This is a genomic window from Pseudomonas sp. DR208, assembly GCF_019823005.1.
Classification (GTDB): Bacteria; Pseudomonadota; Gammaproteobacteria; order Pseudomonadales; family Pseudomonadaceae; genus Aquipseudomonas; species Aquipseudomonas extremorientalis.
The window spans coordinates 282,611-301,530 of the sequence record NZ_CP081944.1 but is presented as its reverse complement, the minus strand read 5'-3'; the positions used below and the strand labels follow the sequence as shown (position 1 = coordinate 301,530).

Here is an 18,920-nt window from a genome sequence, read left to right as displayed (position 1 = left end):
GCTGTACTCTATGAAGTTAGCGATGAAGTTGCGCACTCGATTATTCCTGAGCATCTCAGCGCTGATTACCGTTGCCCTGCTGGGTTTGATCCTGGGCCTGGTAAGTGTCATGCAAATGGCCAAGACCCAGGAGTCCCTGATTCGCAGCAATTTCGTCACCCTGGACCTGGGCCTCAAGCTACGCCAGAGCCTGGGCGATCAATTGATCATGATGCTGGAAGACCGGCCGGACCCCGAGGCGCTGCAATCCTCGGAACGGCGCTACTTCGACCTGCTGGATCAAGGCATTGCCCATGAACAGCGCGACGGTCGCGGGACGGGATTCAGCCAGGCCCGAGGCCAATATCAGGCGCTGCTGGAGGCCTTTGATGAATCCCAGCAACCGACGCCGCCGCCCGGCGCCAAGGACAAACTCACCGACACTTTCAACACGCTGCGCAATGGCCTGATCGCCGAACACAAGCAGGCTTTGGAAAACATCAGCAACAGCGAGCACAAGTCCCGCGAACGCGCGTTATTGGTCGCCGGATTACTGGGGTTGGTGGGGCTTGCCGTGCTGATCATCGGGTTTGTGACAGCCCATGGCATCGCGCGGCGTTTTGGCGGACCGATCGAAGCGCTGGCCAAAGCGGCAGACAAGATCGGACAAGGGGATTTCGAGGTGACGCTGCCAATCTCCTCGGCAGCAGAAATGAACCAGCTGACCCGCCGCTTCGGCATCATGGCCGAAGCTCTGCGCCAGCATCAGGCGACCAATGTGGATGAACTGCTGGCCGGCCAACAGCGCTTGCAGGCTGTGCTCGACAGCATCGACGATGGCTTGCTGATGATTGACCGCCAAGGCCGGCTGGAGCATCTCAACCCCGTGGCTCAGCGCCAACTGGGCTGGGACGAGGAGCGCCTCGGCCAAGGCCTGGGCGAAGCCTTGTCGCGTCCGGAGCTGGATGAGCAACTGCACCTGGTGCTGCGCGGCGGCAACCTGGAGCGGGCGCCGGAGGATCTGGAAGTGGAGGTCGAGGGCGAACTGCGCCTGCTGACCTACAGCCTGACCCCGGTCAGCCATACCCAGGGACATATTCTCGGCGCAGTGATGGTGCTGCATGACGTGACTGAACAACGCGCCTTCGAGCGGGTGCGCAGCGAGTTCGTACTGCGCGCTTCCCATGAACTGCGTACGCCGGTGACCGGCATGCATATGGCCTTCGGACTCTTCCGCGAACGTGCGAAGTTCCCGGCGGAGTCCCGCGAAGCGGACTTGCTGGATACCGTCAATGAAGAGATGCAGCGCCTGATGCAGTTGATCAACGACCTGCTCAACTTCTCACGCTACCAGAACGGCCTGCAAAAACTCACGCTGGGGCCGTGCGACGTCACCGATCTGCTCGAGCACGCCCGAGCACGCTTCGCCGAGCCCGCCAACGCGCAAAATATCGAACTGCTGGTGGAAGCCCAATCCGACCTGCCTCGGCTGTATGCAGACCAGGTCCAACTGGAGCGTGTGCTCGACAATCTACTGGGCAACGCGCTGCGCCACACTCCCGCGGGCGGGCAGATACGCCTGCAGGCACGGCGCCATGGCGAGCGGGTGATCGTCAGCGTCGAGGATAACGGCGAGGGCATCGCCTACGGGCAGCAGGGGCGGATCTTCGAACCCTTTGTCCAGGTGGGCCGCAAGAAAGGCGGCGCCGGCCTGGGGCTGGCGCTGTGCAAGGAAATCGTGCAATTGCACGGTGGCCGCATGGGCGTGTACTCGCGACCGGGGCAGGGCACTCAGTTCTATATGGCGCTGCCGCTCTAGCTTCGGTTCAACGCACGCAGAATGGCTGCACTTTCTGCATCCGGCGTGCCATCGAACAGCGACGGCCGGAAATGCATCTGGAACGCCGCGATCACATGGCGCGTGGCGACATCCAACTCGCCGGTCTGGGGCGTCTGGTAGCCCAGGCGGGCCAGCTCTTCCTGGAACCAGGTGATGCTTGGCAGCTCGGCGGCGTATTGCACCTGAAACCGCGCAACGGCCTGCGCATCCGGCCAAACGCCCAACCCTTCGGCGGCCAGCCGCTTCCAGGGGAACAGCGGGCCTGGGTCGAGCTTGCGCAACGGCGCGATATCGCTGTGACCAATAATATTCTTGGGGTCGATACCGTTGCGCTTGCTGATGTCCTTGAGCAACACCACCAGGGACTTCACCTGCGCCTCTGAGTAGGGGTACCACAAGCGGCCCGTAGGTGTGTCCTTGTAGCCTGGGTTCACGATCTCGATGCCAATGGAGCTGGAGTTGAGCCAGGTGCGGCCCATCCACTCGCTTTCCCCCGCGTGCCAGGCGCGCTGGCTCTCGTCCACCAGCTTATAGATGGTGGCCGAGGCGTCGTCGCCGATCAGGTAATGGCTGCTGACCTGACCATGGGTGAGCAATGCCAGCGAGCGTTCAAGGTTGGTCGAGGTGTAATGCACGACTACGAACTGCACGCGGTTGTCGTGGTTCACCGAGGGGTGGTTGGTGTTTAGGCGAGGGCCGCTGGCACAGCCTGCGAGCACAAGGAACACAAAAGCGAAGTACAAGGATTTCATGGCGGTAGACGGTACGCAGAAGACGATAATGCAACAGTGTAACGTACCGATCGCATGCCAGCGGTCAAATCACAAAATGGAACATCTTTCAGGCAGCCTGCACCTGGTTGCGCCCCGCGGCCTTGGCACGATACAACGCTTCATCGGCACGCTTGAGCGCAAGATCACTGCGCTCTCCCGGCTGGAACTGCGCCACACCCATGGACACGGTGATCGTCACCGGCTCGCCCTTGAAGTGAAACGGGCACGCTTCAATCGCCGCACGCAACACCTCGCCCACGGCCAGGGCATCCGGCAGGGATGAGTCGGGCATCAGCAAGACAAACTCTTCACCACCAAAGCGCGCGATAAAGTCGGTCGGGCGCAGGCGCTTGCGCAGCACGTTGGCGATGATCTTCAGCACCTTGTCGCCGGCGAGGTGGCCGTAGCCATCGTTGATACGCTTGAAGTGATCCAGGTCCAGCATCGCCAACGACAGGTTGTTGCCGTGCTGGTGCCAGGTGTTCACCTCATAATCGAGGCGCTCGCTCCAGGCGGCACGATTGGGCAGGCCCGTGAGCGGATCGATCAACGCCTTCTGGCGCTGCACCTCCAGGTGCTCGCGATACCCCTGGGCTTCCTGCTCCATATTGGCAACCCGCTCAGCCAGGCCTTTGAGGCGCGCCGCCGTCTCCTGCTCGCGCAGGTCGCGCTGCTGCTGATGCTCATCCATGGTGCCGAGCAGCCCCTCAAGGTGGCTTTCCAGCACGTGCTTGAGGCTGTCCAGGTCGGCAGCTTCCTGCACGCTGCTTTGCAGGCCATCGACCTGTTCGCGGATCTGTGTGTCCAGCTCACGGGCGGCGGAGCGGCTGTCGGCATGCCCCTCGCTGGCGACTTGCAAGTGGCCCTGAAACGCCTCGAGCCGTTCGTTGAGCTGCTTGAGGTAAGCCTCGAACTCATGCTGGCCGCTGTCGGTGATCGCCAGCATCAAGACTGCCAGATCGTCGAGGATCGGCAGCAGTTCGTACCAGTTCAAACCATGGGCCAGGCGCTCGCGCATGGCCTCGGCCTGGGGTCGGTGACGTTCGGGCAACGAGAGTTCTTCGAGCAGGCCGAGCAGAGTGTCTTCGATGTGCTTGGCCACGGAGCTGTAGGACGGTTCTGGCGAGTCGGGCAGGGCATAGGTTCCATCCCCTTGCAACTCGTCAGGATCAGGCTCTTCTAGCACCGGTGGAAGCGACAAGCTGCCAATGGTGGTCTCATCCGGGGTCTCGACCTGAACTTCAGGCGTTTCGATAAAGGCGGCGAGGGCGCTTTCCGGTGCGGGTTCTTCGACTTGAGGCTTGGGCTCGACACGTGCTTCGGGTGTTTCAATAGCGGCGGCTTGAGGCGGGGCTTCATAGACGAAGGTTTCGCTGGAGGGCTCGGCCACCTGGGCGGGGGCTACGGGCTCGATGACCGGAGCGACGTTTTCTTGAGGCTGCGGCGCAAAGGCACGCAACGCTTGCGTCAGTTCCTCGGATTGCTCGGACGGCTGTGGCTCGACAGCGACTGGCTTGGTCGCCGCAGGCTGCGGGGCCGATCGGGGGGTCGATTCGTCCACCACCGTTTCGTTCGCAACGTCCTTGGCGCCGAACAAGCGCTGCAAAAGCCCAGGGCCTGGTCGCGCGGTTTCGCCGTCCGGCTCCAGGTTGTTCAGTGCCTGGCCCTGCAGGCCGCTCAACTCGCTGAGCAACAGCGGGATCTCTCGCGCCTGGCCGACGCGGCCGTCCAACTGCTTGGCGAACGTCTTCAGCGGCCGAGCCACCTCACGGGGCAATGGAAGTTTCTGTAGTTGCGTGACCAGGGACGTCAGCGCGGTGCTGATCTGGTCGACCCGGGTTTCGCGGCGCTGCTCCGAATCCAGCACGGCTTTTTCCAGGCGCGGCAGCAAGGCGGCGAGGGCGGCGTCCATATCATCGGTACGGACGACGTCGCGCATTTCCTTCATGCATTGGTCGACGGCGCGGTCAGTGCCCTCAGCCGCCAGCGTGCTGCGCACCAGTCCACGGCGCAGCAGGTCGAGGCGAGCGGCCCAGCGGCGTTCGAGTTTTTCCTGTTGCTCGATGCTCTTGAGGTATTTCTCTTTCCAGCGCTGGGCGTCGTCGCTCATGAAAGGGGTCCGCGGGGGCCAGGGCTCAACGCGGGTAATGCATCAGCCGTGAGCGAACCCGGCAGACGAATCTCTACCGCGACCGGCAGGTGATCGGAGATGGGCTGCGCCAGCACCTGCACACTCTCGAGTGTGAGGGTAGGACTGAGCAGGATATGGTCAAGGCAGCGTTGCGGGCGCCAACTGGGGAACGTGGCTTCGGCTTGCGGCGCCAGTAGGCCGAGGTCGCGCAACGGAGAATTCTGCAACAGGTCGCTGGCGTGGGTATTCATGTCCCCCATCAGCACCTGGTGCTTGTAATTGCCAATCAGCTCGCGGATGTAAGCCAGTTGCATCGTGCGAGTGCGGGCGCCCAGTGCCAGGTGCATCATCACGACCACCAAGGCCTCCGGGCCTTCGCCAAAGCGCACGAGGATCGCACCCCGCCCCTTGGGTCCGGGTAACGGGTGATCTTCGATGACTGAGGGCTTCAAGCGACTGAGCACACCATTGCTGTGCTGCGCCAGGCGCCCGAGGTTACGGTTGAGCTGCTGATACCAATAGGGGAAGGCACCCAGCTGGGCCAAGTGTTCCACCTGGTTGATATAGCCGGAGCGCATGCTGCCGCCATCAGCTTCCTGCAGGGCGACAAGGTCGAAGTCGTTCAGCAGGTTGCCGATCTTTTGCAGGTTGCCGGCACGTCCGTTGTGGGGCAGCAGGTGCTGCCAGCCACGGGTGAGGTAGTGCCGGTACTTCTCGGTACTGATGCCTACCTGGATATTGAAGCTGAGCAGGCGCAGGCGGCTGTCTGCCGGCAGGCCCGTGGACTCCAGGTGATGTTCATTGACCTGCGGATCATGCAGGCCAACCACACGTTCGGTACCCCAGCGGCGCATGACGGGCCCCTTACTTGGCTGCGCGCTCTTTGGCGATCAGTTGGTCGGCAACATTGAGGGTCTGCTCAGGACCACCGGAAGTGCCCAGGTCGAAACGGTATTTGCCGTTGACGATCATGGTCGGTACGCCTTGCACGCCATACTTCTGCGCCAGCTCCTTGGCCTGCTTGATCTGGCCCTGGATAGCGAAGGAGTTGAAGGTGGCCAGGAACTTGTCCTTGTCGACACCTTGGGTGGCCACGAAGTCAGCCATTTCGTCCGGCTTGGTCAGGCGCTTGCCTTGCTTCTGGATCGCGTCGAATACCGCGTTGTGGACCTTGTGCTCAACACCCATGGCTTCCAGGGTCAGGAACAGTTGGCCGTGGGCATCCCATGGGCCGCCGAACATAGCTGGAATGCGCTTGAAGTTCACGTCCTTGGGCAGTTTTTCAACCCATGGGTTGATGGTCGGTTCAAAAGCGTAGCAATGCGGGCAGCCGTACCAGAACAACTCCACCACTTCGATCTTGCCGGGTTCGGAAACCGGAACCGGATTGGCCAATTCAACGTAGGTCTTACCGGCTTCAAGCGGCACGTCGGCGGCTTGTGCGGTCATGCCGAAGAGGCTGGCAGTGACGAGAGCGGCGCTGAGGATCAGATTACGCATGCTTTACTCCTGGACAAATAAAGTCGCCTCACGCGACCTTTGTTGTGACAGGCCTGCGCGGGCATGAGTTCGTTAGTGTAACGGCACCGGCCACAAAAAAGGGCGGCCTGGGCCACCCTTTTTATGCTTGCATCGCGGGATTAATCGAGTGTTAACGTTGCGTGCACCTCAGTGCAGGCCCTGGATGTAGCTGGAGACCGCCGCAATGTCCTCGTCACTCAGCTTGCGGGCGATGGTGCGCATGATCGCCGCGTCGCCATCGTTGGTGCGCCCGGCCTCTTCCTTACGGAAATCGGTCAGCTGTTTGGCAATGTAGGTGGCGTGCTGGCCACTCAAGTGCGGGAAGCCGGCGGCGGCAATGCCCGCGCCATTGGGCGAATGGCAACCGGTGCAGGCCGGCAGGCCTTTATCCAGGTCGCCACCGCGGAACAGTTTCTCGCCGCGGGCCACCAGTTTCGGATCAGCAGCTCCCACACTGCCTTTCTGGCTGGCAAAATACGCCGCGATGTCTGCCAGGTCCTGATCGTTGAGGTTGGTCAACAAGCCGGTCATTTCCAGGACCGTGCGCTTGCCGGACTTGATATCCTGCATCTGCTTGGTCAGGTAACGCTCGCCCTGGCCGGCCAGTTTGGGGAAGTTCGGTGCCGGGCTGTTACCATCCGGTCCATGGCAAGCACCACATACGGCGGCTTTCGCCTGGCCCGCTGTAGCGTCGCCTGCAGCATGGGCAACACCGGTGATGCCCAAGGTCAACAGCAGACTCACGATCAGTTTGTTCATCAGCTAATCCAACTACGGCTAAGGGGTTTAAGAGTTATCTACCGGGTTTACTCACCATCAATTCAATGATGGCCTGGTAATCCTCAGTACTGCAGTCCATGCACAAACCACGCGGCGGCATTGCCTTGAAACCCTGGGTCACGTGTAGCACCAGCGTGTCCATGCCCTGCGCCAGTCTTGGCGCCCAGGCTGCCTGGTCACCCCGTCTGGGGGCGCTGGGCAACTGGCCGGCATGGCAAGCCACGCAAACTCGGTTGTACACCGCTTCCGGATCCTGTGTAGCCTGAGCGCCGTAAAGCGGGACCAGGGCACCGATAGCGAGCAACCACTTGGTCATACGTCGACCATTTCAGGGTTTGAGAGCGTTTTGCGTTCTAATGCGCAATAAAGGTCTATCGCTCCCGTGAACTTCATCCTTCGCTGGGACAAAGCACACACAAAATCTGCGGCATTATATACTGGCGCTACTGAAACGGAAACGACACCGCTTGCCGCACCCTTTCTCGGCACCGCCCACATCGGAAATCTCATGCAACTCAAGAATCCCATCCTCGGCCTGTGCCAACAGTCCACGTTCATGCTCAGCGCCGCCAAAGTTGACCAATGCCCCGATGACGAAGGCTTTGAAGTCGCCTTTGCCGGTCGTTCCAACGCCGGTAAATCCAGCGCGCTGAACACCCTGACTCACGCCAGCCTGGCGCGCACCTCGAAAACCCCGGGCCGTACGCAACTCCTCAATTTCTTCAAGCTAGACGATGATCGGCGTCTGGTCGACCTGCCGGGTTACGGTTATGCAAAAGTACCTATCCCGCTGAAGTTGCACTGGCAGCGTCACCTGGAGGCTTACCTGGGTGGCCGGGAGAGTTTGAAAGGCTTGATTCTGATGATGGACATCCGCCATCCGATGACCGATTTCGACCTGTTGATGCTCGATTGGGCAGTCGCCAGCGGCATGCCGATGCATATCCTGCTGACCAAGGCCGACAAGCTGACCTACGGCGCGGCCAAGAACACCTTGCTCAAAGTGCAGTCCGAAATCCGTAAGGGCTGGGGCGACGCGATCACGATCCAGCTGTTCTCAGCACCAAAGCGCATGGGCCTGGAAGAGGCTTATACCGTGCTGGCCGGTTGGATGGAATTGGCGGACAAAGGCGCGGAACTCGCGGAATAACTTTTCTGCGGGCAAAAAAAACCCCGGACTTCGTATGGGGAGGGGAAGTTCGGGGTTCAAGTTCCGGACCGCTAGGGCGGGGTCCAGATATCTGCCAACACTTAACACAACATAGGAGCATTGAAGGGCTTCACCACCCATTCAGTAACTCTGAGTAGCAGTTCACGGGTTAAGTTCCGGCAAGTCAGAAAAACTATTTGAAATAACCAACGGCGATTTCCGCACTAAAGCACTCTGCCACCACACAACGCGGTGGCAGCGCCCGCACGTCAGTGCGCTTCATCCCAGTTATTGCCGACGCCCACTTCCACCAGCAGCGGCACGTCCAGCTTCGCGGCCGCACTCATATGCTCGCGAATCTTTTCGCTGACCTGCGCCACCTGATCCTCACGCACTTCCAGTACCAATTCATCGTGCACCTGCAGGATCACCTTGGCATCCAGGCCCGAATCGGTCAGCCAGTTGTCCACCAGCACCATGGCTTTCTTGATGATGTCTGCCGCCGTGCCCTGCATCGGCGCGTTGATCGCGGTGCGTTCAGCGGCCGCGCGCTCCTGGGGCTTGTTGGAGTTGATGTCGGGCAAGTACAGGCGACGGCCGAAGAAGGTTTCCACGTAGCCCTGATCAGCGGCTTGGGCGCGGGTGCGCTCCATGTACTCGCGAACCCCGGGATAACGGGCGAAATACACATCGATGTAGGCCTTGGCCGTCTTGGTATCGACGCCGATGTCCTTGCCCAGCTTCTGCGCGCCCATGCCGTAGATCAGACCAAAGTTGATCGCCTTGGCACTGCGGCGCTGGTCGGAGGTGACCTCGCCCAGCTCAACCTTGAACACCTCGGCCGCCGTGGCGGTGTGCACATCCAGGTTGTGACGGAAGGCGTTCATCAAGCCTTCGTCCTTGGAAAGGTGCGCCATGATCCGCAGCTCGATCTGCGAATAGTCCGCCGCCAGCAGCTTGTAGCCCTTGGGTGCAACAAACGCCTGGCGAATCCGCCGCCCTTCGGCGGTACGCACCGGGATGTTCTGCAGGTTCGGATCACTGGAAGACAAGCGCCCGGTTGCCGCCACCGCCTGGTGATAGGAGGTATGGATACGTCCGGTACGCGGGTTGATCTGTTCCGGCAGGCGATCGGTGTAGGTGCTTTTCAGCTTGCTCATGCTGCGGTACTGCATCAGCACCTTGGGCAGCGGATAGTCATCCTCAGCCAGCTTGGCCAGCACTTCTTCGGCCGTCGACGCCTGGCCCTTTCCGGTTTTCTTCAGCACCGGCAGGCCGAGTTTTTCATAAAGAATCGCGCCGAGCTGCTTGGGCGAGCCCAGGTTGAACGCCTCGCCGGCGATCTCGAAGGCCTGGCGCTCCAGTTCGATCATCTTGTTGCCCAGCTCGATGCTCTGGATACCCAGCAGGTCCTTGTCCACCAGTGCACCCTGGCGCTCGATACGGGCCAGCACGGGCACCAATGGAATCTCGATATCCGTGAGCACGCTCGCCAGGCTCGGGATGGCGGACAATTGTGCAAACAGCGCCTGGTGCAGACGCAGGGTCACATCGGCATCTTCCGCCGCATAAGGGCCGGCCTGCTCCAGGGCGATCTGATCGAAGGTCAGCTGCTTGGCGCCCTTGCCGGCGATGTCCTGGAAAGCAACAGTGTCGTAGTCCAGGTACTTCTTGGCCAGGCTGTCCATGTCGTGACGGGTTGCCGTGGAGTTCAGCACATAGGACTCAAGCATGGTGTCGAACGCAATGCCACGCACGGTAATGCCCTGCGCCGGGTCGCCGCCGATAGCGCAGTTGGCCAGGATGTTCATATCGAACTTGGCGTGCTGGCCAACTTTGAGCTTGGTCGGGTCTTCCAGCAGCGGTTTCAGGGCCAGCAGCACGGTGTCGCGGTCCAACTGCTCCGGCGCGCCGATGTAGGAATGGGTCAACGGGATGTAGGCCGCTTCATGGGGCTGCACGGCGAAGGAGACGCCAACCAGCTGCGCCTGCTGGGCATCGATACCGGTGGTTTCGGTGTCGAAGGCAAACAACTTCGCATCGTTGAGCTTCTTCAGCCAAAGTTCGAACGTCGCCTGGTCGAGGATGGTGGTGTAGGTGGCCTCTGCCGGCGCTACTGCCTCGACGACTTGCTCGGCAACCGGCGCAGCCTTGAGTTCCACGCGTTTGGCATCGCGCTGGACCTCATCAATCCAGCTCTTGAACTCCAGCAGCGTGTACAACTCCAGCAGCTTCTCGCGATCCGGCTCGATCAGGTGCAAGTCATCCAGACCGATATCCAACGGTACATCGCACTTGATCGTCGCCAACCGGTAGGAAAGAAAAGCACTCTCCCGATGTTCTTCCAGCTTGGCCGGCAACGTCTTGGCGCCTCGGATAGGCAAGGTCGGCACAATATCCAACTGCTCATAAAGCTCTTTGATGCCGCCGTTCACGCCGACCAGCAAGCCGGAAGCGGTCTTCGGACCGATACCCGGAACACCCGGAATGTTGTCGGACGAATCGCCCATCAGCGCCAGATAGTCGATGATCTGCTCGGGAGCGACACCGAATTTCTCCTTCACGCCCTCGATGTCCATCGCGCTACCGGTCATGGTGTTGACCAAGGTAATGTGCCCGTCGACCAACTGCGCCATGTCCTTGTCACCGGTGGAGATCACCACCGGGCGGTAGGCGGCGGCGCTGCTGCGCGCCAGGGTGCCGATCACATCGTCGGCCTCGACGCCTTCGACGCACAGCAACGGGAAGCCCAGCGCGATCACGCTCTGGTGCAACGGCTCGATTTGCACGCGCATGTCATCCGGCATGCTCGGGCGGTTGGCCTTGTATTCGGCGTACATGTCATCGCGAAAGGTCCCACCCTTGGCGTCGAACACCACCGCGAACGGGCTGTCCGGGTACTGCTTGCGCAGGCTCTTGAGCATGTTCAACACGCCCTTGACCGCGCCGGTGGGCAAGCCTTTGGAAGTGGTCAGCGGTGGCAATGCGTGGAAGGCACGGTACAGATACGAAGAACCGTCCACCAGGACGAGGGGTGCTTGGCTCATGAGCAGAATCAACCTTTTCGGCGGGTCAGGCGCTAGAATAGCCGGACCAATGACGACAAAGGGACAAGGTTATCATGCGTACATTCAATCGCCTGCTGTTGACTGGCTTGATTGCACTCGCTCCGATGGCTGCCGTGGCGGCAGACGATGCGCCTGGGGGCGATCCGGAAGTGACCATTCGCACGGAAGGCGACAAGACCATTCAGGAGTACCGCCAGAACGGTTTCCTGTACGCAATCAAGGTCATCCCGAAGGGCGCACCTCCTTATTTCCTGGTGCGCGCGGACGGAACCGATGCGAACTTCATCCGTTCTGACCAGCCGGATATGCTGATCCCGTCATGGAAGATCTTCGAATGGAAATGATTTCTTAACTTCAATTGGCGCCGCGCACCGCGGCGCCCGTACTGGCAGTTTTAACCATGTCTGTGTTCACCCCCCTGGCTCGGCCCGAGCTGGAAACCTTTCTCGCCCCTTACGGCCTCGGCCGCCTGATCGACTTCCAGGGGATTGCCGCCGGTAGCGAAAACACCAATTTCTTTATCAGCCTGGAGCAGGGTGAGTTTGTCCTGACCCTGGTCGAGCGTGGCCCGGTTGCGCAAATGCCGTTCTTCATCGAACTGCTCGACGTACTCCACGACGCCGACCTGCCGGTGCCCTACGCCCTGCGCACCACCGACGGCGTGGCCTTGCGTGAACTCAAAGGCAAACCGGCGCTGCTGCAGCCGCGCCTGGCCGGTAAGCACGTCAAGGACGCCAACGCCCAGCACTGCGCCCAGGTCGGTGACCTGCTGGGCCATCTGCACCTGGCGACGCAGGGCGAGAAAGTCCTCGAGCGCAAGACCGATCGCGGCCTGGACTGGATGCTCAGTGAAGGTGCGCAACTGATTTCGCACCTGAACGCCGCACAGCAGCGCCTGCTGCAGGACGCTCTGACCGAGATCGCAGCGAACAAGGCCGAGATCCTCGCCCTGCCACGCGCAAACGTGCACGCCGACCTGTTCCGCGACAACGCGATGTTCGAAGGCACGCACCTCACCGGCCTGATCGACTTCTACAACGCCTGCTCCGGCCCGATGCTGTACGACGTGGCGATCGCCCTGAATGACTGGTGCTCGGACGCCGATGGCGTGCTTGATGGGCAACGCGCCAGGGCCTTGCTGGGAGCGTATGCAGCGCTGCGGCCGTTTACCGCGAAGGAAGCCGAGCTGTGGCCGACGATGTTGCGCGTGGCCTGTGTGCGATTCTGGCTGTCACGCCTGATCGCGGCTGAATCCTTTGCGGGACAGGATGTGCTGATCCACGACCCGGCGGAGTTCGAGCATCGACTGATGCAGCGTCAGCGGGTCACCGTGCAACTGCCATTTGCCCTCTAAAAGCCTGTGAGATCAAAAAGTGTGGGAGGAGGCTTGCCCCCTCCCACATTTGGTCGTCGTTTGCTGTCAGAGCGATTCCAGGCAACCCGCCAAGTCGTTGCCCAACTTATCCAGCACTTGCTCGTAGCCTTGAGCGGTAGCCGGGGTATAACCCCCCAGCGCATCCAACTCTGCCAACTTCACCGGCAACCCGGCCACCAGCGTTTCAGCCAGGCGCGGACGCAACGGCGGTTCACTGAACACGCACGTCTTGCCCACTTCCTGCAAACGGGTACGCATCGCCGCGACATGCTGGGCGCCAGGCTGGACTTCAGCGGCCACGCTGAACACGCCGGCATGCTTGAGCCCATAAGCGTCTTCGAAGTAATCGAAGGCTTCATGGAACACGAAGTAGGGCTTGCCATCGATCGGCGCAAGACGGGCTTTCAGGCGAGCATCCAGGGCATCCAGGCGCTCGTCGAAGGCCTTCACGTTGCTCTGGTAACGCGAGGCATTAGCCGGATCGGCAGCAGCCAGGTCAGTGGCCATGCGAGCAGCAATAACCCGTGCGTTGATCGTGGACAGCCACAAGTGCGCGTCCAGGCTGCCTGGGCGGTGATCGTGGTCATGTTCGTCGGCTTCATCGGCGTGGGAGTGGCTATCTTCGGCAAAACGGCGCAGCTTCATGCCCGGCAGGTCCTGCACTGCTACCGTTGTTGCCGTACGACCTTTCAACACGCGCGGCAGGAAACTCTCCATGTCCGGGCCGATCCAGTACAGCAGGTCCACCGACTGCACACGCCGTACGTCGGATGGTCGCAACGCATAGTTATGCGGCGACGCGCCCGGTGGCAACAACACCTCCGGAACCGCCACGCCGTCCTGCACCGCCGCAGCAATCAACTGCAGTGGCTTGATGCTGGTTAACACCTTGACGTCGGCCTGAGCGGCGCCAGCCATGAACAAACTGGTGACAAATACGACAAAAACGGGAAAAAGTCGGGACACGATGACCACTCAATGGCGTAGGAACGGGTAACATAATAACGTCTCTATCAAATATCTGTCGCCGCTCATGCCTAAAACACCGCTTGCCAGCCGTCCCCACGACCACTCTCACTGCGTGCATACCGCGCTGTCGGAAGCCGACACCCTGTGCACACAGAAGGGTCTGCGCCTGACCGCACTGCGCCGCCGCGTGCTGGAATTGGTGTGGCAGAGCCACAAGCCGCTGGGCGCCTACGACATTCTCGGCGTGCTCAGCGAGCAGGACGGCCGCCGCGCCGCGCCGCCCACCGTGTACCGCGCACTGGACTTCCTGCTGGAAAACGGCCTGGTGCACCGCATCGCCTCGCTGAACGCCTTCGTCGGCTGCAGCCACCCGGAACACGCGCACCAGGGCCAGTTCCTGATCTGCCGCGAGTGCCACGCCGCCATCGAGCTTGAACAAAAAAGCATCAGCGACGCCATCATCAAGAGTTCTGCCGAGGTCGGCTTCCGGGTCGAAGGGCAAACGGTCGAAGTGGTCGGCCTGTGCTCGGGCTGCCAGGGGGCTTGATGAGCAACGCGTTAATCCGCCTGGAGCAGGTCGGGGTCACGTTCGCCGGGCAAAACGTGCTGGATAACATCGCACTGAGCGTGGAGCCGGGGCAGATCGTTACCCTGATCGGCCCCAACGGCGCCGGCAAGACCACCCTGGTGCGTGCCGTGCTGGGCCTGCTCAAGCCCGACACCGGCAGTGTGTGGCGCAAGCCCAAGCTGCGCGTCGGCTACATGCCGCAGAAGCTGCATGTCGATCCAACCTTGCCATTGTCAGTCCTGCGCTTCCTGCGCCTGGTACCCGGCGTAGACCGTGCCCGCGCCCAGGCGGCGCTCAGGGAAGTCGGCGCCGAACAGGTGATCGACAGCCCGGTGCAAAGCATTTCCGGCGGCGAAATGCAGCGCGTGCTGCTGGCCCGCGCCCTGTTGCGCGAGCCGGAACTGCTGGTGCTGGATGAGCCCGTGCAGGGCGTCGACGTCGCCGGCCAGGCCGAGCTGTACAGCTTGATTACCCGTCTGCGCGACCGCCATGGCTGCGGCGTATTGATGGTGTCCCACGATTTGCACCTGGTGATGAGCACCACCGACCAGGTGGTGTGCCTCAACCGCCACGTGTGCTGCTCGGGCCATCCGGAACAGGTCAGCGGCGACCCGGCGTTCGTCGAGCTGTTCGGCAAGAACGCCCAGAGCCTGGCGATCTACCACCACCATCACGACCACGCCCACGACCTGCATGGCGCTGTCGTCGATGACCCCGCCACCCCCCATACCCACGTTCATGGAGATAGCTGCAAGCATGGCTGATTTTCTGCTCTACGCCCTGCTGGCAGGCTTGGCTTTGGCGTTGGTGGCGGGCCCGTTGGGCTCGTTCGTGGTCTGGCGGCGCATGGCCTATTTTGGCGACACCTTGTCGCACGCCGCGCTGCTGGGCGTGGCCCTGGGCTTTCTGTTGGATGTGAGCCCGACCATCGCCGTGACCGTTGGGTGCCTGCTATTAGCGGTACTGCTGGTGACCCTGCAACAGCGCCAGCCCCTGGCCTCCGACACCCTATTGGGCATCCTGGCACCCAGCACCCTGTCCCTGGGCCTGGTGGTGCTGAGCTTCATGCATGAAGTGCGCATCGACTTGATGGCCTACTTGTTCGGCGACCTGCTGGCGATCAGCCCCGGCGACCTTGCGTGGATCCTCGGCGGCAGCGCGGCCGTACTGGCGCTGCTGGTCGCACTGTGGCGCCCGCTGCTGGCGATTACCGTGCACGAAGAGCTGGCCACGGTAGAAGGCTTGCCCGTGCCGGCCCTGCGCATGGCCCTGATGTTATTGATCGCCGTGGTGATCGCTGTCGCGATGAAGATTGTCGGCGTATTGTTGATCACGTCGCTGCTGATCATTCCCGCGGCCGCTGCCCAGCGCCACGCCCGCTCACCGGAGCAGATGGCGGTGGGTGCCAGCCTGCTGGGGATGCTCGCTGTGTGCGGGGGCCTGGCGTTGTCCTGGTTCAAGGACACGCCGGCCGGGCCGTCGATTGTGGTCACGGCCGCCGCCCTGTTTCTGCTGAGTTTTGTCCTGCCCCGTCGAGGGGTGTAGACTTGCTCGCTTTTTGCGCAAATAGAGAGTCGCAGGAATGAAGCCGTTCACCTCCCGTTATCTGCTCCTTGCCGCATTTTCCCTGCTGCTGGGCGCCTGTCAAAGCACACCGCCCGCCGTCCCAGAGGCCCCGGACGCACGCGCTGCGGCCATCGCACAGCTGGAACAAAACCTGGCCAGCAGCGAACTGGCCACCGCAGAAGACCAGCTAGCGGCGCTGCAAGCCCAGTCGCCCAACGACCCGGCGCTGGAAACCTACCAGCGGCAGTTGGCTGAAGCCTACTTGCAACGCAGCCAGATCGTGCTGCAAAAGGGTGATGTAAACGCCGCCGCGACCGCCCTGAGCCGTGCCCGCGCCCTGATGCCCAAGGCACCCGCGCTGACCGGTGGCGTCAACAGCGCCATCAGCCATGCGCGCAAGGCCGAACTGGACAAAGCCGAAGCCGACCTGAAAGCCGCCGAGGCCAAGCCCGCCGCCAAGGTCATCGACCCCACGGCGCCCAGCACCACCGTGGCGTTGAACCTCACCAACATCGAAGAACTGCGCCATCAGCTGGATGCGATTGCCACCGACGTGGTGAATTACCAATGCGATGTGAGCATCCAGGCGCCGCGCACAGAGGATTACCCGTGGCTGGCCACGTTACTGACCAAACGGGTGAAGCGAATTGATTCGGGGTATGACCTGAAGATTCACCGGCAGATTCTGAAGAAGATTCCGGCGCAGGTTGTGCTGATTCCGCGCAAGGCGGAATAAAACCATCGGCGGCAAGCCCCCTCCCGCACTTTGAATGTATTCACAGCTCAAAATGTGGGAGGGGGCTTGCCCCCGATGACGATCTAACAAACAACCAAAGACTTAAGCCGGAATCGCCTTGGCCTTAGGCTCACGATCCCAGACCCGGTGCTGGGCAATCGCGGCAAAGAATGCCTTGAACGCCTTGGCATCCGAGCCGACGATCAGTCCCGCATCCGCCTCAAGCTTCAACAGATCCAGCAATGACTTAGCGTCGTTGGCGACGGTAATCGCCTTCAAATGCTTGTACGCTTCCAACAGGAAGTGCAACGCCACGCCATCACCACTCAAGGCTTTAACAGAGTCTTTCCCGCCAGGGACAAATACCGCATCGAACGCAATCGATGGCATACCTTCCATCGAGGCATCCACCTTCAGGCTTTTACCATCAGCCGTTTTTACCGGTGCCGAGGTTGGCCCCAGCAGCTTGGCATGTGCGCCCTCGGCTTCCAGTGCCTTCTTCAACGCATCAATTGCAGCACCATCAACGCCGTTCGCGGCAAGAATCGCCACTTTTCGCGTTTTGATATCACCCGGCAGCAGGTTTGCCTGGCTCAATGCCGGCGAACGTTCCGGCTGGGTTTTACGGACAGGCACCGTGCCTTGGGTCGGCGCGGGCAGCCCCAGGTTCTGCGCCACGCGCTTGGCCAGTTCCAGGTCGATGTTGGCCAGGATCTCGTTGACCTGACGCGCGCGGATAAACTCGCGCTCGACCTTGCCCAGCTCAAAGCTGTAGGCCGCAATGATGTGCTCCTGTTCGTGCTTGCTCATGCTGTGGAAGAACAGACGCGCCTGGGAGAAGTGATCGCCGAACGACTCGCTGCGCTCACGGATCTTGTGGGCGTCGATGCGCTCAGGGTAGGACTCAAAACCACCATCCTGCGCAGCCGGTGGCGTTTCTTTCGGCCAGCCGCCATCGATTGAGTTCGGCTCATAAGAGGCTCGCCCTTTATCGATGGTGCTGCGGTGCATGGCATCGCGCTGGTTGTTATGCAGCGGCGTGACCGGCTGATTGATCGGCAACTGATGAAAGTTCGGCCCGCCGAGTCGGCTGATCTGCGTGTCGGTGTAGGAAAACAGCCGACCTTGCAGCAGTGGATCGTTGGAGAAGTCGATACCCGGCACGATATGGCCTGGGCAGAACGCGACCTGCTCGACCTCAGCGAAGAAGTTGTCCGGGTTGCGGTTGAGCACCATCTTGCCCAGCGGCGTGATCGGCACCAGCTCCTCAGGGATCAGCTTGGTCGGGTCGAGGATATCGAAGTCGAACGCATGCTCCTTGTCCTCGGGAATCACCTGCACGCCCAATTCCCACTCAGGGTAGTCGCCCATCTCAATGGCTTCCCAAAGGTCGCGGCGGTGGTAGTCGGTATCTTTACCGGCCAGCTTTTGCGCTTCGTCCCACACCAGCGAGCAAGTACCCGCCGTAGGACGCCAGTGGAATTTGACGAAGTTGGATTTCCCCTCGGCGTTCACCAGGCGGAAGGTGTGCACGCCAAAACCCTGCATGCTGCGCAGGCTCTTTGGAATGGCACGGTCAGACATCGCCCAGATCACCATGTGCGCCGATTCAGGCTGCAACGAGACGAAGTCCCAGAAGGTATCGTGCGCCGACCCGCCTGTAGGAATTTCATTGTGCGGCTCGGGCTTCACGGCGTGTACGAAGTCAGGAAACTTGATCGCGTCCTGAATGAAAAACACCGGCATGTTGTTGCCCACCAGGTCGAAGTTGCCTTCTTCGGTGAAAAACTTCACGGCAAAACCGCGCACATCACGCACCGTGTCACCCGAACCACGCGGGCCCTGCACAGTGGAAAAGCGGGTGAAGACCGGCGTTTTATGCCCAGGGTCACGCAGGAAACCAGCCTTGGTCAGCGCCGAATGGTTCTCGTAGGTCTGGAAATAGCCATGGGCACCGGTGCCACGGGCATGCACGATGCGCTCCGGGATACGCTCATGGTCAAAGTGCGTGATTTTTTCACGCATGATGAAATCTTCCAGCAGCGATGGGCCACGGGAGCCCACTTTTAGGGTGTTCTGGTTGTCGGAAATCTTGACGCCCTGATTGGTACGCAGGGCCTGACCGGTCGCATCGGAGCGGAAGGCCTCCAGGGCCTGCAGCTTGGCGTTGGTGTTACCACGATCCAGGGTGTCGGTGCCCGCTAGCTCGCTCTTTGGCTTTTTGCTACTCATCAGTCAAAACTCCTTATTCAAAGTGGCCAGAGCGGTCCCCGGCTCGTTTGAGCAAAACCCCAGGCACGGCACCTGGGAAATCGAGTTGCTTAAGTAGTGACTGACGCGGTTTTGTACCGTTCCTTTTTTATGACCTTTGATCGCGTTATTGCCAAATCGCTGGTTGAATACGAAATAAATGCTAAGAAACGCTATACAGACAGGCTAAAATGCGCGCCCGGCTAACCGCTGA

Annotated in this window: 17 protein-coding genes; 8 read left to right on the top strand and 9 right to left on the bottom strand. The window is 61.1% G+C overall.

Annotated elements, in window-relative coordinates:
* The first annotated feature begins 10 nt into the window (after positions 1-10).
* Positions 11-1,798, top strand: coding sequence for a KinB sensor domain-containing domain (locus K5K89_RS01370; protein WP_222540722.1), 1,788 nt, complete (start codon positions 11-13; stop codon positions 1,796-1,798).
* On the opposite strand, the gene K5K89_RS01365 is transcribed toward K5K89_RS01370, so the two are convergent.
* From K5K89_RS01365 to K5K89_RS01340, 6 genes are all read right to left on the bottom strand, one after another.
* The gene (locus K5K89_RS01365; RefSeq protein WP_093527066.1) at positions 1,795-2,571 is read right to left on the bottom strand and encodes an N-acetylmuramoyl-L-alanine amidase; all 777 of its coding nucleotides are present in this window, start codon (positions 2,569-2,571) and stop codon (positions 1,795-1,797) included. The two genes, K5K89_RS01370 and K5K89_RS01365, sit on opposite strands and share 4 nt — an antisense overlap.
* A gap of 88 nt (positions 2,572-2,659) precedes the next feature.
* Entirely contained in the window at positions 2,660-4,702 is a 2,043-nt protein-coding gene (locus K5K89_RS01360) for a GGDEF domain-containing protein (protein ID WP_222540721.1), read from the bottom strand.
* A complete protein-coding gene (locus K5K89_RS01355; RefSeq protein WP_071490951.1) occupies positions 4,699-5,577 on the bottom strand; it encodes an endonuclease/exonuclease/phosphatase family protein in 879 nt (292 codons plus the stop codon). The genes K5K89_RS01360 and K5K89_RS01355 overlap by 4 nt, the downstream gene beginning before the upstream one ends.
* Before the next feature lie 10 nt (positions 5,578-5,587).
* A complete protein-coding gene (gene dsbA / locus K5K89_RS01350; protein ID WP_033899253.1) occupies positions 5,588-6,223 on the bottom strand; it encodes a thiol:disulfide interchange protein DsbA in 636 nt (211 codons plus the stop codon).
* A gap of 168 nt (positions 6,224-6,391) precedes the next feature.
* Entirely contained in the window at positions 6,392-7,003 is a 612-nt protein-coding gene (locus tag K5K89_RS01345) for a c-type cytochrome (RefSeq protein ID WP_222540720.1), read from the bottom strand.
* Positions 7,004-7,037: 34 nt separating this feature from the next.
* Complete coding sequence (locus K5K89_RS01340; protein ID WP_071490950.1) at positions 7,038-7,340, bottom strand: c-type cytochrome; 303 nt, start codon at positions 7,338-7,340, stop codon at positions 7,038-7,040.
* 192 nt (positions 7,341-7,532) lie between these two features.
* Between K5K89_RS01340 and yihA the strand changes: the two genes are divergently transcribed.
* Positions 7,533-8,174 carry a ribosome biogenesis GTP-binding protein YihA/YsxC gene (gene yihA, locus K5K89_RS01335; RefSeq protein WP_010207832.1) on the top strand — a complete coding sequence of 214 codons (642 nt, stop codon included), beginning with the start codon at positions 7,533-7,535 and terminating at the stop codon, positions 8,172-8,174.
* A 269-nt stretch (positions 8,175-8,443) separates the two neighbouring features.
* On the opposite strand, the gene polA is transcribed toward yihA, so the two are convergent.
* Positions 8,444-11,221, bottom strand: a complete 2,778-nt coding sequence (gene polA / locus K5K89_RS01330; protein ID WP_222540719.1) for a DNA polymerase I — start codon at positions 11,219-11,221, stop codon at positions 8,444-8,446.
* A gap of 74 nt (positions 11,222-11,295) precedes the next feature.
* On the opposite strand from polA, the gene K5K89_RS01325 reads away from it, so the two are divergent.
* Together K5K89_RS01325 and K5K89_RS01320 are read left to right on the top strand one after the other, a co-directional pair.
* Positions 11,296-11,586, top strand: coding sequence for a DUF2782 domain-containing protein (locus K5K89_RS01325; protein WP_071490948.1), 291 nt, complete (start codon positions 11,296-11,298; stop codon positions 11,584-11,586).
* Between the two features lie 56 nt (positions 11,587-11,642).
* Positions 11,643-12,596 (top strand): homoserine kinase, encoded by a 954-nt coding sequence (locus K5K89_RS01320; RefSeq protein WP_222540718.1) that lies wholly within the window; start codon positions 11,643-11,645, stop codon positions 12,594-12,596.
* A gap of 66 nt (positions 12,597-12,662) precedes the next feature.
* Here the strand turns inward: K5K89_RS01320 and K5K89_RS01315 are convergent, their stop codons facing one another.
* A complete protein-coding gene (locus K5K89_RS01315) occupies positions 12,663-13,592 on the bottom strand; it encodes a zinc ABC transporter substrate-binding protein ZnuA (protein WP_071490946.1) in 930 nt (309 codons plus the stop codon).
* Positions 13,593-13,650: 58 nt separating this feature from the next.
* On the opposite strand from K5K89_RS01315, the gene K5K89_RS01310 reads away from it, so the two are divergent.
* The 4 genes from K5K89_RS01310 to K5K89_RS01295 are packed head-to-tail and all read left to right on the top strand — an operon-like array spanning position 13,651 to position 16,456.
* Positions 13,651-14,133 (top strand): Fur family transcriptional regulator, encoded by a 483-nt coding sequence (locus K5K89_RS01310; protein WP_025854323.1) that lies wholly within the window; start codon positions 13,651-13,653, stop codon positions 14,131-14,133.
* On the top strand, positions 14,133-14,918 hold the full coding sequence (gene znuC / locus K5K89_RS01305; RefSeq protein ID WP_071490945.1) for a zinc ABC transporter ATP-binding protein ZnuC: 786 nt from the start codon (positions 14,133-14,135) through the stop codon (positions 14,916-14,918). The genes K5K89_RS01310 and znuC overlap by 1 nt, the downstream gene beginning before the upstream one ends.
* A complete protein-coding gene (znuB, locus tag K5K89_RS01300) occupies positions 14,911-15,699 on the top strand; it encodes a zinc ABC transporter permease subunit ZnuB (protein ID WP_071490944.1) in 789 nt (262 codons plus the stop codon). The genes znuC and znuB overlap by 8 nt, the downstream gene beginning before the upstream one ends.
* A gap of 37 nt (positions 15,700-15,736) precedes the next feature.
* Complete coding sequence (locus K5K89_RS01295; RefSeq protein ID WP_071490943.1) at positions 15,737-16,456, top strand: PA5502 family lipoprotein; 720 nt, start codon at positions 15,737-15,739, stop codon at positions 16,454-16,456.
* 102 nt (positions 16,457-16,558) lie between these two features.
* Here K5K89_RS01295 and katE read toward each other — a convergent pair whose 3' ends face one another.
* Positions 16,559-18,688 (bottom strand): catalase HPII, encoded by a 2,130-nt coding sequence (gene katE, locus K5K89_RS01290; RefSeq protein ID WP_071490942.1) that lies wholly within the window; start codon positions 18,686-18,688, stop codon positions 16,559-16,561.
* Positions 18,689-18,920 lie beyond the last annotated feature (232 nt).